Raw genomic sequence first — 14412 nt, 5'->3', positions numbered from 1 at the left:
AACAATAGCTAAAACAAGCCGATTGTAACCGGCTTATTTGCCATGCTCAAATTTAAACTCTAATTAACAAGGAGAAAAGTAAAATTAATTTGCTTTTCTACTTGACTTTTGTTAGCAGGTTTTTATGAGAAAATAAGAAGCTAAACATAAATTAACTAATTATAAACATTGAATTGACCCCTAATTTGAGGTATATTAAGAGTAACCATGAAGTTAATCAAGAAGCATGGAATTACCAAAAAAGGACGAGCCCGCACGCTCGTTTTTTTTAGATTTATTTTTTAGACTTTAATGATACATATTGAAATTTTAGGAATTAGAAGTATTATGATAGTAACCATGAGTTCTATTAAAGACATGGAATAACCAAACAAAAAGGACGAGCCTGCACGCTCGTCCTTTTTATTGGGCTAATTATCACCATTTTTCTCTAGATTTCTATCTAGCCACTTGCATAAGTAGTAACCACTCCTCTAAGAGCCGGAGGGGCTAATTTTGTGTTGCGATAGAAACAATGAGTTCTATTAAAATTGACATGAAATCACCTCCTCCCACCCTGTGGGCCGATGATAACATATGTATTATACCGCATATCATACATTAATTACATATCCCCTTGTCTCGAGCACTCCTTTCCTTGTATCAACCGTAGTGGAGATACCTATTACGAAAACTCAAATTCTAAAACAATAATAAGAACGGTATGTTACTATATTCGAAGACTTGGGAAATAAAATCGTTCTCTGTGCATAGCAAATAATGACACCAAACTATTTCTAATAGACTTGTCCTCTACGGTCGAAGTAAGGGAAGTGGGAGGTCTACCTCTTATATAGCTATATAATTTAAGAATCATTCGATTTGAGTCGAAACAAGTATTATCGATTCAAAATAAATCGATAATGAATCGATAACATGATTTATAGCTTGGGGTAACTTAATTATGGATATGGCTAATTAAATTTTTAATGATTTTAGATGATTATGTTTAATTTAACACACGCTCTCGAGCGCTCCTCCCTTGTATCGACCGTAGTGGAGATACCTATTACGAAAACTTAAATCCTAAGACAAAACCAAGTACGATATGCTACTATATTCGAAGGCTTGTGAAAATAAACCTGTACTTGGTCCATAGTAAAAAATATCACCAAAGCGGTTCTAATAGACTTCTCCACGATGGTCGAAGCAAGGGAAATAGTGGGAAGCTTATATAAGCTTCCATCATTACTCCCTTGTCTCGAGCGCTGTCGGGAGACCTATTACAAAAACTCAAATTTTAGCACAAACTCTAGAACGATATGTTATTATATCCGAAGGCTATATAAACAAATCACCGATGTAACCACAAAACCCTCAATAAAGAGAACCATGAGATTTCTCGCTCTGGCTCGAAATGGGAGGGGACTCATTTCTGACTTTATTAACACTCTTTATTATTGTATTTCCTTTAAATAATTATAAGTAACTAACGAAAAACTACGGACTCACAATACCCCCACCTCGACAGAGCGTAAGCGACAAGCCAGCCCGTCCGGCTCACGGAGGACTCTCATCAGTAGAGTATGTAATGGGATTTGTATCTACACCGGACCATCTAGTTACTAAATTATGTATAAACCAATCACCGATGTAAATACAGAACCCTCAATATAATAATCCATGAGATTTCTCGCAAAGCTCGAAATGGGAGGGGATACGAGCTATAAACTTATTTTAGGATAGATATGAATTGATTCTATTTTATTTCTCCTCAACACCCCACACCTCTCTCAATTTTTTTATTATCATGCTATTTCTATTTCTCACTGTTTTTGGGCTTAGGCCTAGGATTTGGCCTATTTCTTCATATTCCATTTCTTCAAAATATCTTAGCCTTATTATTTCCCTGTCTTTGTTATTTAGCCTTTTTAGGCTGTTTTTTAATTTGAGGTATTTTTCTGCTTCTTCAATTTCAGCTCCTATGTCTATATCACTTTCTATCAAATCTCCGATTACACCGCCTTCGGTTGGGGATTCTAGGGAGATTTCTATTGGGTTTCTGCATTTGTTCCAAAAGTGGTAGTTGAGCTTGTGTTTTAGGTAATTACCGAAGCTTCCCGCTTCGATTTTGTAATCTAGTATTGCCTCGATTGTCAGCATCCTTGCTTCATCGATTGCCTCTTCTCTTTCAAAGGCTGGGAATCGTCTAATTGTCGCAAGTATTAATGGCATATAATCATCTATTATTCTTTGTGCATTTTCTAATTTTATCATATTTTCACTTCTTTCATTTAAGATCAAAGTCTACCAGCCTGGCTGGTAAAGGCGCCTTTTGACCTTGTCAATGTCTATCTTAATACAAATAAGTGAAAATGTTTAATTGCCTAAAAGCCTTTAAGACGGGCTTTTTTTGCCTTAAAGGCTTTTAGATTGATTAAAGAGGTCTTTTAATGTCTTTAAGCTGATTATTAAAAATATTGGGAGATTTTTTGCAATAAAAAAGGGGCTGTTGCAAAACTATGAATAACTATCGTCCCATCACTAGAGGGTTCTTGTGGGAAATTTTTGGCCTAGCCTGCCGGCTCGTGGAGGCAAAATTTCCTGCAAGGTTCCTCTAGTGATTTGGGACGATTTATTCATTCTGCAACAGCCCCTGTTTGTATTGTTCAATTACTTTCTCTACCTGCTCTTCAAGCTCTTCCCTGTCTGGTATATACAAGGTATATTTCGATGCGAATATTTTATTTGATAAGTTGCCTAGAGCGTATTCTGCTTGGACTCCGTCTTTATCAGTACATAAGATTATTCCTACCGGCTCATTGTCCATCTCGTCATTGACTTCTGCCTTATAATAATTGAGGTACATATTTATTTGACCTACTGCTTCTGGCATTAGCTTGCTTGTTTTTAGTTCGATTAAGACATAAGACCTTAATATTTTATTATAAAATACCATGTCCACATAATAGTGGGTGTTACCTAAAGTTACTCTCTGTTGACTACCTACATACATAAAACCCTTGCCAAGTTCTAGCAAAAATTTTTCGATATGGTCTATAAGTGCTTTTTCTAAGTCACTTTCCATCATTGGTTTTTCTTCTGGCAAGCCTAAAAATTCAAATACATAAGGGTCTTTTACAAGGTCGGATGCCTTATTTATTTCATTGCCCTTTAAGGCTAGGTCTAGGACTTTTTCCTTGTTTTCCTCTCCTGCTGATAAGAGTAATCTTTCAAAAAGTGATGTTTTGATTTGCCTTTTAAGTTCTCTAACAGACCAATTTGCATTGATGCTCTCTTTTTCATAGAAGCTTCGTTTTTTCTCATCGCTGATAGATAAGAGTTCGCAATAATGGGACCAGGTCAATTTTCCAGACAGTGTCTGGAATATTGGATATGATAAATATAGGTTTCTCATATTGAATAAATTAGACTTAGAAAATCCCTTACCATATTCCTTTGTTAGCTGTCTTGATAAGTCGTTTATAAGCTCTTTGCCATACTCTGCTCTTCGCTCATGTCCTTGCTCATCTTCTACGATGATGCGTCCAATCTCCCAGTAAGTCTCTAGCAAAATATTATTGACTTGCCTTGCAACTTCGTTTCTGGACCTTTCCATCAATGCTTTTATACTATTAATAACATCATCATGGACCCTATCTATTTTATTTTTCTCATTCATATAAGCACCCCTTAACTTCTTTAATTATATCATAAATAAGCTTTTTTGTATGACAATTTCCTTATAGCCCTTAAGCTGATTAGCAAAAATATCGGGACAAAATCTTACTTTTTGCTATATATAATTAGCACGTGCAAATCACACAAGAAAGGAGTGGCGTACTTTCTGGGCTTGCCATAAATTTTATCGCAAGCCAGACTTCGCTAGCTTGATCCTAAGGAAAGAAAGCTTGCCAAGTTAGCCGAAATTGATATGGATATATTTAAACTCATATCTGAACTAGGCTTTCCAATAGTGATGAACCTCATCCTAATAGTACAAATCAATGGAAAGCTTGACAAAATTATTGAAGAAATCCAAAAGTCATAGCTTTTGGGGAAAGGAACTTTATGGCAAATATTGAAAAGATGATTGACTTTGGCATAAGTAAGGTCGGCAGGGTGGGCTATTCCATGGCCTATCCTGCAAGACTTGGCCCAGCCTTTTATGACTGCTCATCCTTCGTCCACTACTGCCTTATAGCAGGAGGCTTTATCCCAAGGACAAGCCTAATCGGATCAACAGAGACCCTCTTTAAGATGAATGGGACCTATCTAAAGGAAATTTATTCTTATGACCAGGTCCAAAGAGGGGATATCTTTATAAGAGGCATCGAGGGTAAGTCTTTAGGAGCGGGCGGCCATACGGGAATATTTTTAGCAAAGGATAAGATCCTTCATGCCAACTACAGGCACAGGGGAGTATCCATATCCACAACTAGGGATGACCTTAAAATATTTCTAGCCTGCAAGAGGTCCTATAAGGAAAGATACTTTAGGCCTATAGGCAATACAAATACTGCCTACAAGATGGTCGAAAAACTCGGCAGGGCCCTGGTAAGGGCAGCAGTCAATGTCAGAACCTTACCCACGACTAGGTCAGATGTTCTAGCAGTCTATTATCCAGGCGAGCATATTCACTATGACCAAGTCATAGAAAACGAAGGCCTAAGCTGGATATCCTATATAGCCCTATCCGGCAAGAGGAGATATGTCAGCATAGGTGATGGAAAATCAACTTGGGTAAAGATTTAAAAAATAAATCGGGACAAAAAGGCACATTTTGTTATATATATACAAGGCGCCAATAAAAAAATAAAAAAGGAGAAGAAATGAAAATAAAAATTAAATTTGAAATCGCAAACGTAGACGGAGACAAGAGAAAGGCCTACACAAAGACCTTCTCACAAGTAAACCAAGAGGCAAGCTCTGATAATATCAAGACCTTCGCCAAAGCCTACCTAGGCCTACTAAATGATAATGGCCACGAACTAAAATACGCAATCTACAAAGCCGATGACCAACTAATCGAAGAAGGCAACCTAGCATAAGAAAAGGAGAAAGGAATAACAAATGGAAAAAACAATCAACTTAAAACTCAAACTATATTTCAAAGATGAGGCAGCAGCCCAAAGAACAATCTCAATAGACCAAGTAAAACCAAGCTACACCGACACTGAAATCAAAAACGCCATGGACCAAATGATCCAAGCAAACGTCCTTAAAACAAGCAAGGGCCCAGTAACAAAAATATCCAAAGCCGAAATGGAAAAAATAGAAAAAAACCCATACAAGGTAAAATAAGCCTATAGTAAGCAAAAGCCAGCCGTGAGCTGGCTTTTTATGTGGGAATTTACACTATCTGCAGAGATATTATTTACATTTTCGCTTTTATATGATATAATTAAAGCGAAAATGAGCATGTTCTTAATTATATTGATACATAATGCCTAGATAATGTAATGACAATGTATTGACTAAAAACGAATATTCTTATATAATAACATAAAAGGAGATGAGAAAATGCCTACAACAAATTTAAATATTAGAACAGATAAAGAAATAAAAGAAGCGGCAGAAAAAATCTATAACAGTTTAGGATTAAATATGACTACAGCAATAAATATGTTTTTAAGGGCGAGCATAAGAGAAAGCGGAATACCTTTTGATCTTAAACTAAATTTACCAAATGATGAAACCATAAAAGCCATAGAAGAAGGAAGAATGATAGCAAGAGATAAGAAGGTCAGAGCTTACGATAATATAGATGACTTGAGGAAAGCCCTTGAAGTATAAAATTAAGTTTACAAAGAGATTCAAAAAAGACCTGAAGCAAGCTAAAAAACAAGGCAAAAATATTGACAATCTATTTGATATAATCGAGAAAATAGCAAACGATGAAATTCTTAGTGAAAAATATAGAGACCATTCATTAGCTGGAAATTATAAGGGTGCTCGTGAATGTCATATAGAGCCAGATTTTTTATTGATATATGAAAAAATAGAAGGGGTCTTAATATTATCTCTAGTAAGAACAGGTTCACACTCTGATTTATTTAAGTGATAATAGCTAGATAAATCCTTTTACACCCTACAGACCTTCTGCAAGATAAAAAACCTCATACAAGGTAAAATAAAAGTAAAGTAAGCAAAAAGCCAGCCGCAAGCTGGCTTTTAGTGTGGGATTTAACCGGATTTTAGAGATGTTATTTACATTTTCGCTTGTTTCGAACGTTCCTTCCCTTGTCTCGAGCTCCCCTTCCCTTGTATCGACCGTTCCTTCCCTTGTCTCGAGCTCCCCTTCCCTTGTATCGACCGTTCCTTCCCTTGTATCGACCGAAGTGGAGATACCCATTACGAAAACTCAAATTCCAAGACAGATCCTAGCACAATATGTTACTATATTCGAAGGCTATTATATCCCTTTTACAAAAACTACTATTTTTATTTCAAACTAAATCCCAATATAAATCTTCCCAACCAGGATTCATTTTGTTTATTAGTTTATCTTTCTTAGCTCTACTCCATTTACCAACTTGAGCTTCGCGTCCACGAGCATCTGTTATATCTTCATAGTATTCATAGTAAACTAATTTTGTAGTATCATATGTATCAGAAAAACTGCCTGGAATGAGGTGATGCTTATGCTCGTAAGCTCTTCTTATAATATCATCAGTAGATCCTTTGTAAATAGTAGTATTAGATTCACAAGCCATAATATAAAAATAACCAGCCATAAAAACTCCTTTATTGCATCCTACTATATATATGCCCTGATTTAAGGTGTTTAATCATAATGATTTTGAAAATAAGGTTGTGCTCCGTGCACAGTAAATAATAACACCAAACCAGTTCTAATAGACTTGTCCTCTCAGAGCCGGACGGGCTTGCTCGTTGGCCGAAGCAAGGGCAAGGGTAGCTTTTTTACAAAAAGCTTCAATTCCAGGAAAGCCTAAGCACGATATGTCACTATATTCGAAGGCTCTTGAAAATAAACCTGTGCTCCGTGCATATTAAATAATAACAACTAACAATTCCTTTAGACTTCTCGACAAGCTCGAAGCAAGGGTAGGGAAGGAAGCTTTTAAGCTTCCTTCATCATCTCTTGTCTCGAGCTCCCCTTCCCTTGTATCGACAGAAGCGGAGATACCTATTACGCAAACTCAAATCCCAGCTCAAACTCTAGAATGACATGTTACTATATTCGAAGGCTGCATAAACCAATTACCGATGTAAACACGGAACCCACGACATACAAAACTATGAGGTCCTCTAGGAGCCGGACGGGCTTGCCCATTTCATTCGAAATGGGAGAGGGGACTCGGTTTCTGGATTTATAATATAAATTTATCATAGCCAAAAAAAACAAAAATGGCGAGATTAATCTCGCCAATATTGATTTATCTACGCCAATTGGGGTATAATGGCGAGAAAGGTGGTGGGATTTATGAGAGAATTTAATTATTTAAACTTACTTAATTTAAATATACCAGCAAATATGTATGATTTGATTGCAAAGATTTATGAGTATAAGGGAAAGCAAGAACTCTATGTGGTAAACTTTCCAGATGTACTTGAAAAAATGGTAGAAGTTGCTAAAATTCAATCGACAAAATCTTCAAATGCGATTGAGGGAATATCTACAAATGATACTAGGTTGGAATCATTGATGAATAAAAAAAGTAGGCCGAGAAATAGAGATGAAGAAGAAATATATGGTTATAGAGAAGTGTTAGATATTATTTATGAAAACTATGAGAATATCGAATTTACAAAAAATAATATTCTGACCTTACACAATAGACTCTACGCTTATTCTTCGATCAGCCATAAGGGCAAATTTAAGATAATGGATAACTCTATAGTTGAAACAAATGAATTTGGAGAGAAAAGAATAAGATTTAAGCCTATATCAGCTTTTGAAACCGAATCTTATATTGATAAGATGATTAGCGCATATGATGAGGCTGTAAGATTAAAGATACCACCACTCTTGCTAATTCCAGTTGTGATCCATGATTTTTTGTGCATTCACCCTTTTGCAGATGGGAATGGAAGAATGTCTAGGCTTTTAACCCTGCTACTTCTTTACAAAAATGGTTTTTTTGTAGGAAAATATATTTCATTGGAAATGATAATAGAAGATACAAAAGATTCGTATTATGAAGAATTACAAGCTTCAAGTGAAAATTGGCACTCAGGAGAAAATGATGAATTGCCATTTATAAAATATAGCTTATCAGTAATCTATAAAGCATATAGCGAGTGTGATCAGAGATTTAAATTAATTGGAGAGAAATCTTTGACATCTGCACAAAGAGTGATGAAAGTGTTTGAAAATTCCCTAGAATCCCTATCCAAATCTGATATAGTCACACTTTGCCCAGATATATCAAAGAGAACCATCGAAAGAGCCTTAAAAGATCTAAGAGAGAAAGGCCTAATCAAACAAATAGGAAGTGGAAGGGCTACTAAATATATTAAAGTCAAAGACAATTAGCATCTACTAAAGTAGGTGTTCATATTGTAGAAAAAGTAGATGAAAAACATAAATTCATCTACTTTTTTATCTATAATGAGCCAGCTGAGTGCTGGCTTTTTGTGTGGGGATAAGTGATACGGTTATTAGATGATATTTTTTAAGATAGAGATATTGGCTCAATCTACTCTTATTTTTGAAACTAAATCACATTGATTAACTCAAATATTTTATTAAATCCTTGTTTAAAATAATTTTATTTAGTTTTATAATCAATTATAAATACAAATAACTAAATGTTTAAATATTAATTTATATTGAATATATCTATAATAATAATAACGAGTATAAGTATTCATATATTACGAATAATATACATATTCACAAACTACAGTATTATGCCATTTTAAAGGAAATATTCTTAAAATTTTGTAAAGCAAAATATATAGTCAAAAATATGTCTGTATCTAGTATTCACAACTATACAATCTTTCTTATATATTGTTTTTTATATAAAAAATCCTCGGACAAAATGGCTTGAATAAGACGGTAGAAATAGTATATTGTATTTAAGCATAATGTATGATTTATGCATTATTATAAGTAGCTTTTTGACACTTTTATTTTTTATAATCAGATTAAGTTACAACTTGTTGTAGTTTAAAGATTTTATAAGCAGATATTAGTTGTTAAAAAGAAAAGGATTTCAAAAGGAGATTTCATGAAAGAAAGAAAAGCAGAATTACAAAAGCTTATTGATTTCAAAAAGCTAAAAGGTGCTAATAGAAAACCTAGGTATGCTACAAGAAAACTAACCATCGGTTTAGTATCATGCATGCTAGGGTTCTCTATAGTAGTAAGCCCTCAACTTGTAGAGGCTGGTGAAGTAACAACTGAAGCACCAGCTAAAACAGAAGGAGCGCAACCTGAAACAGTAGCAGGAAAACCTGAAGCTAAAAAAGAAGAAAATTCTAACGGAAAACCTGATGGTGAACCTGCTGGAAAACCTGCTGGCGAAGAGACTGCTGATGAAAAAGCAAAAGCTGAAGATGAATTAGCAGCCTACAAAGCAAAAGCTATTAAAGATATCGAAAAAGCTTTCGAAGCATTTGGCGAAGATGTAAAACCTTCTAAATCACTTGATGAATACAAAAAAGATGTAGAAGAAGCTAAAAGCATAAAAGCAGTAGATGAAGTAGTTGAAGCTGCAAAAGCTGAAGCAAAAACAGGTGCTAAGGACAGTGAAGCTGAGAAAAAAGAAGGCCAAGCAGAAGGTAAATCCGATCTTACTGAAGATAAAAAAACAGATAATAATGAATCTGAGCTTGAAGTTAGCGGAAAAAAAGTAAATAACCAATTAAAGGCTTCTGATTCTACAGAAAAGCCTGACGCACTCTCATCTGCGACTTATTACAGTAAGGCAAACTGGGAAAATCAAATCAAAGATAAATCTCGTTGGAAGGTTGGAGACAAGCAAAGACTTGTAAGGGTTACTACATCAGACCCAGTTGAAATGAACGACATTGACTACGATGGTAACTTTGTTGATGCCAATGGCAGAACTGTTCTTAGAATGGTTTACAAGGAAAAAGGTCAAGCAGCAACAGCTGTTTGGTACAGAGGCATATTTAATTTCGGAGAGCTTGACCAATATATAGACTACGACAAATCTTATATAGTTGGTGTAAGCGTTCCAGGTAACGAAGCTAAAAGGGGCAATCTAGAACCTTTTAATGACCGTAAGGAAAGAATTGTTGACCTAGGTGTATTGAGAGGGGACTTAACAAACCAAAGAAAGAACCTTCCTATTAACATTGTTTTAAAAGAAGGTGTCACAATTAAAGACTTAGGTGAGAAGAACTATATCGTTCAAATGAGACTTTCCGATACTAAAGGAGAAAGAATCTATGCCTATGCTCCAAAGGGAACATCCATGGACTATTCAACTTATACCAAGACAACATCAGTTTCTCTTGAAGATAAGGTAAATAGACTATTTATCAAGGGTGGATACCAATCAGATGGAAATAACGCAACAAATCAAGAATTCGTTATGTCCGAATTTATTGCTAACCCAGAACAATATAAGGATGAAAAAAATCTTGGTATAATAAGAACCCAATACACGGGTCAAAGAGATGGAAACGCTGCTTCACCTACAACTGGTGGACAACCAATCGCCTTTACCCAAGCCTTTGATGCTAACCTTCTTAACTACTTGAAGCCTGATGACAAGGGCAATGTAGCCTATGTAAATGTTCTTGAAGATACAAGACTTAAATCAAAATTTTCACACAATTTTGGTATTAAACTAACAGACTTTAATAAATCCGCTGATGGTAAACTTGCTTACCTAGTTATTGCTCCTCACGACTTCCAAAAAGAAGGAATTAAGAAGGTTGAGATACCACAACACGACCAATACACTATGCTAAAAGGTATCTACATTACAGCTATCGACTATGTTGTAGATAAGGGCAAATTTGAAGATACTTTTGCAGGTAGAGATGAATTAAGTGGTGGTAATAAATCAAGAAAACTTAACTACTCAATGATCTCCGGCTGGACTAATCCAAATACAGACGGCTGGGCTGTCTTTGAAAAAGAATACAAAGATGGTTATGTAGCTCATGAAGGCGAATCTTTTATCATCGATACTACTAAGGACCCAGCAGATAAGCAAATCATGCTTCAAGTTGGTAATGAAGATGCAGTTATCAGAAAACAACAAGGTTACTACACTTATTATGTAACAAGTGATAAGGGTATTGAAAAAATTGAAAGATATGCGGATGGTATCTATAAGTTTGACCTTAGAGAAGGAGCTACTATAAAGCCTGGAGATAAGATAAAAATTTTCATGCCATATGCAAAAGACCATGATGCTCCTGTAAACTTCCTTGAAATTAACAACGGTACTGAACTTAATAAAGGTGGAGCAACTCTAACATTACAAAAAGATAGAAATATCAATATGCACCTTTATAAGGAAGGCAAAAAAGGTTACTACATTTTAAAATACACACTTGCGGACGGAACAAAAGCTGAAAAGAAGTTCGAACCAAAGGTTACATGGCAATATGATAACAAAGACAAAGTTATGGATTGGGGAACAAACGCAGCAACAGTATCAACTGGTGGTAACTTCTATATCAATACATCTAAATTAAAACCAGGCGAAGATATTTATGTAGAATCTTATGATGAAAATGGTAATAAATTAGAAGACCAAACATCTTGGTTTAAGTATAGACCTCTTGATAAATCAGCTGATAATGTTAAGGAACTTACATGGACTGACCACTCTGATAAATCATCCATCCTTTCTATTAACAAGTCACTTTACACTCCATATCATTTGATATTTACAAATGATTATGCAGAAGGAACAGAAGACTTCTATAAGGACCCAAGAGTATTGCCAGCTGATAATGCTAAGTTTAACACTGATACAACAAAAATCGTTGGTTATACAAAGTATGACGGTGGTAAGGTAAGATTACTTTACGATGGAAAAGACAAAAAAGTTTATGCCAAAGTAGAAGCTGATTCAAATGAATATGATGATAAGGGTAACCTCAAGGGTGAAGATTTGAGGAAGAAAATCCTTATTCCAAAAGCTAATATCTTTGATGCTCAATTTGAAGGAGATGAAAAAGAATACGAGGCTTATGAATATAGGGTAGATTTAACAAAGATGCTTCCTTATCATTCAGATGATAAGACTGAAAAACCTCTTACTTTATTAAAGGATATGAAGATCTTATCCACTGCATCAGACGGCTCATCACTCCCATCTGACCTATACGAATCAAGAGTTAGGGCAAGGGTGTTATTTGATACAACAGACGGTCAATGGAAAGATGGCACAAAGAAAGCTGTTAAGATAGCACCAGACAACGTTAATTTCTTAGACCAAGAAGGCTACAAAGCAAACGGTTTTGAAGGTGCCAATGTTAAAGAAGGTACTGGTGATAAATTCGCAGAAGCACCAACACTTGCAGGAAAGAACTTCTTAGGTTGGGTTACTGCAGAAGGTAAAGATGCTTTAGGCGGCAAGGCAGTTGTTACAGCTGATGCATTTAATGCTCTTCCAAAAGATCAAATCTTTACTAATGAAACACCAATAACAAAACACTTGGTAGTTTACGCTGTCTATTCAGATGAATTAACAGTTAACTTTGATGCAGACGGTGGTAAATTTGCTGACAGCAAGGATACAACTAATGTTAAAGTTGATGATAATGGCAGCGTAACATCACCTACACCAGACCCAACAAGAGATGGATATACTTTCAAGGGTTGGGCAGAAACAAAAGGTGCCACAGCATCAAGTAATCCAGATTTTAGTAATATCAAATCACCAAAAACTTATTATGCAGTTTGGGAACAAACAGATAAGACACCTTTAGATTTAAAGGATCCAGAAAAGACTGTAGTAAAAGATAAAACATCATTAACAGAACCAGAACAAGAAAAAGTTGAAGCAGCTGTTATTAAAGCAAACCCAGACTTAAACTTAACACCAGCAGATGTTGTAGTTGCTGATGATGGTACAGTCACAGTTACAAAAGATGGTAAGACTGGAACAATAACACCAGATAAGACAGTTACACAAGAAGAAGTTACTATTGCACTCAACCCACCAAAAGAACCGGTTAAGGTTGAAGATAAAACAAAATTAACTGATCCAGAAAAACAAGCTGTTAAAGATGCTGTTAAAGAAGCTAACAAGGATAGAAACTTAAAAGACGATGAAATTACCGTAGGAGACGATGGTAAAGTAACTATCAATCAAAATGGTAAGACAGGAGAAATCCCAGCTGACAAGACAGTTGTCCAAAAGGATAGTATTCTTAAGCTTGAAGCTCCAGAAAAGACTGAAGTAAAAGATGTAACTAACTTAACAAAAGAAGAAAGAGATAAGGTAGCTGCAGCAGTCAAAGCTAAGAATAATCTTGCTGATGATGATAAGATTGAAGTAGATAGTAAGGGTAATGTAACAGTAACAACTGCGGATGGTAAGAAGACTGGAACATTAGAAGGAAAAGACACAGTTAAGCCATTTGACAGAGCTGGTAAAACATTAAACGATCCAAAAATAACACCAGTATCAGATCTTAATAACCTTACTGATTATGAAAAAACTAAAGTAAGAGACGCAGTTAAAGCAGCTAACCCAGACTTAGACTTCAAAGACGAAGAAATCAAAGTTGCAGATGATGGTACAGTAACAGTACCTATGGGAACAGCTGGGGATAAAACTATCGCACCAGCTAAAACGGTTAAAAAAGACGAAGCTAGCGACAATAAAATCGCATTAAAGGCACCAGAAAAAACACCAGTACAAAACATTAATGAATTAACAGAAGCAGAAAAAGAAAAAGTTAAGGAAGCTGTTAAAAAAGCAAATCCAGATCTACCTGATACTGCAAAAATCAATGTTGCTGATGATGGTTCTGTAATAGTTACTGACGGAGGTAAAACTGGAGCCCTATCTCAAAATGATACAGTAGTAGATGACGCTACAAAATTAACATTAAACAAACCAAGCAAAGTTAAGGTTAGAAACTTAGAAAATCTTACACCTGAAGAACAAAAAGCAGTAAAAGACGCTGTAAAAGCTGTTAACCCAAGCTTAACAGATGACCAAATCACAGTTGATGACAAGGGTAACGTAACAGTAACTGTAAAAGAAGGCGAAACTACAAAGACAGCTAAATTAGGACCTGAAGATACAATCGAAAAAGATGATTCACTAATTGCTCCAGAAAAGACTGAAGTAAAAGACCCATCTAAGTTAACAGACGAAGAAAAGAAAGCTGTTGAAGAAGCAGTTAAGAAAGCAAATCCAGACTTACCAGCAGATGCAAAAGTAACTGTAGGCAATGACGGAACAGTAACTGTAACAGATAAAGATGGCAAAGAAATTGGAACAATTCCAGCAAAAGAAA

11 protein-coding genes are annotated in these 14412 nt (G+C 35.4%); 8 read left to right on the top strand and 3 right to left on the bottom strand.

Annotation, left to right across the window (positions count from 1 at the left end):
• Window positions 1-1743: 1743 nt before the first annotated feature.
• Together NH286_RS09505 and NH286_RS09500 are read right to left on the bottom strand one after the other, a co-directional pair.
• Window positions 1744-2256 carry a sigma-70 family RNA polymerase sigma factor gene (locus tag NH286_RS09505; protein WP_265238532.1) on the bottom strand — a complete coding sequence of 171 codons (513 nt, stop codon included), beginning with the start codon at window positions 2254-2256 and terminating at the stop codon, window positions 1744-1746.
• Between the two features lie 358 nt (window positions 2257-2614).
• Entirely contained in the window at window positions 2615-3661 is a 1047-nt protein-coding gene (locus NH286_RS09500; protein WP_265238531.1) for a PDDEXK nuclease domain-containing protein, read from the bottom strand.
• A gap of 252 nt (window positions 3662-3913) precedes the next feature.
• On the opposite strand from NH286_RS09500, the gene NH286_RS09495 reads away from it, so the two are divergent.
• From NH286_RS09495 to NH286_RS09470, 6 genes are all read left to right on the top strand, one after another.
• A complete protein-coding gene (locus tag NH286_RS09495; RefSeq protein ID WP_158698389.1) occupies window positions 3914-4030 on the top strand; it encodes a YvrJ family protein in 117 nt (38 codons plus the stop codon).
• Window positions 4031-4050: 20 nt separating this feature from the next.
• Entirely contained in the window at window positions 4051-4734 is a 684-nt protein-coding gene (locus NH286_RS09490) for a peptidoglycan amidohydrolase family protein (RefSeq protein WP_265238528.1), read from the top strand.
• A gap of 77 nt (window positions 4735-4811) precedes the next feature.
• Window positions 4812-5030 carry a hypothetical protein gene (locus NH286_RS09485; RefSeq protein ID WP_106460987.1) on the top strand — a complete coding sequence of 73 codons (219 nt, stop codon included), beginning with the start codon at window positions 4812-4814 and terminating at the stop codon, window positions 5028-5030.
• A gap of 22 nt (window positions 5031-5052) precedes the next feature.
• Window positions 5053-5283, top strand: a complete 231-nt coding sequence (locus tag NH286_RS09480) for a DUF2922 domain-containing protein (protein ID WP_265238526.1) — start codon at window positions 5053-5055, stop codon at window positions 5281-5283.
• Window positions 5284-5502: 219 nt separating this feature from the next.
• Window positions 5503-5775, top strand: a complete 273-nt coding sequence (locus NH286_RS09475; RefSeq protein ID WP_265238524.1) for a type II toxin-antitoxin system RelB/DinJ family antitoxin — start codon at window positions 5503-5505, stop codon at window positions 5773-5775.
• Complete coding sequence (locus NH286_RS09470) at window positions 5765-6043, top strand: type II toxin-antitoxin system YafQ family toxin (RefSeq protein ID WP_265238522.1); 279 nt, start codon at window positions 5765-5767, stop codon at window positions 6041-6043. Before NH286_RS09475 ends, NH286_RS09470 begins: the two co-directional genes overlap by 11 nt.
• A 385-nt stretch (window positions 6044-6428) precedes the next feature.
• On the opposite strand, the gene NH286_RS09465 is transcribed toward NH286_RS09470, so the two are convergent.
• Entirely contained in the window at window positions 6429-6716 is a 288-nt protein-coding gene (locus NH286_RS09465) for a GIY-YIG nuclease family protein (protein WP_265238520.1), read from the bottom strand.
• 710 nt (window positions 6717-7426) lie between these two features.
• Between NH286_RS09465 and NH286_RS09460 the strand changes: the two genes are divergently transcribed.
• Both NH286_RS09460 and NH286_RS09455 read left to right on the top strand, forming a co-directional pair.
• Complete coding sequence (locus tag NH286_RS09460; protein ID WP_265238518.1) at window positions 7427-8479, top strand: Fic family protein; 1053 nt, start codon at window positions 7427-7429, stop codon at window positions 8477-8479.
• A 700-nt stretch (window positions 8480-9179) separates the two neighbouring features.
• Window positions 9180-14412, top strand: a 5233-nt coding sequence (locus tag NH286_RS09455) for an InlB B-repeat-containing protein (RefSeq protein WP_265238516.1), incomplete at its 3' end; no start/stop codon positions are given.

Source organism: Anaerococcus sp. NML200574 (assembly GCF_026131665.1).
GTDB lineage: Bacteria > Bacillota > Clostridia > Tissierellales > Peptoniphilaceae > Anaerococcus > Anaerococcus kampingae.
This window is presented reverse-complemented; position numbering and strand designations above follow the sequence as displayed.

Excerpts from the sequence above, each read along its gene's own strand:
- NH286_RS09505 (WP_265238532.1), bottom strand. The coding sequence starts at position 2,256 with ATGATAAAATTAGAAAATGCACAAAGAATAATAGATGATTATATGCCA.
- NH286_RS09490 (WP_265238528.1), top strand. The coding sequence starts at position 4,051 with ATGGCAAATATTGAAAAGATGATTGACTTTGGCATAAGTAAGGTCGGC.
- NH286_RS09475 (WP_265238524.1), top strand. The coding sequence starts at position 5,503 with ATGCCTACAACAAATTTAAATATTAGAACAGATAAAGAAATAAAAGAA.
- NH286_RS09495 (WP_158698389.1), top strand. The coding sequence starts at position 3,914 with ATGGATATATTTAAACTCATATCTGAACTAGGCTTTCCAATAGTGATG.
- NH286_RS09500 (WP_265238531.1), bottom strand. The coding sequence starts at position 3,661 with ATGAATGAGAAAAATAAAATAGATAGGGTCCATGATGATGTTATTAAT.
- NH286_RS09480 (WP_265238526.1), top strand. The coding sequence starts at position 5,053 with ATGGAAAAAACAATCAACTTAAAACTCAAACTATATTTCAAAGATGAG.
- NH286_RS09465 (WP_265238520.1), bottom strand. The coding sequence starts at position 6,716 with ATGGCTGGTTATTTTTATATTATGGCTTGTGAATCTAATACTACTATT.
- NH286_RS09460 (WP_265238518.1), top strand. The coding sequence starts at position 7,427 with ATGAGAGAATTTAATTATTTAAACTTACTTAATTTAAATATACCAGCA.
- NH286_RS09485 (WP_106460987.1), top strand. The coding sequence starts at position 4,812 with ATGAAAATAAAAATTAAATTTGAAATCGCAAACGTAGACGGAGACAAG.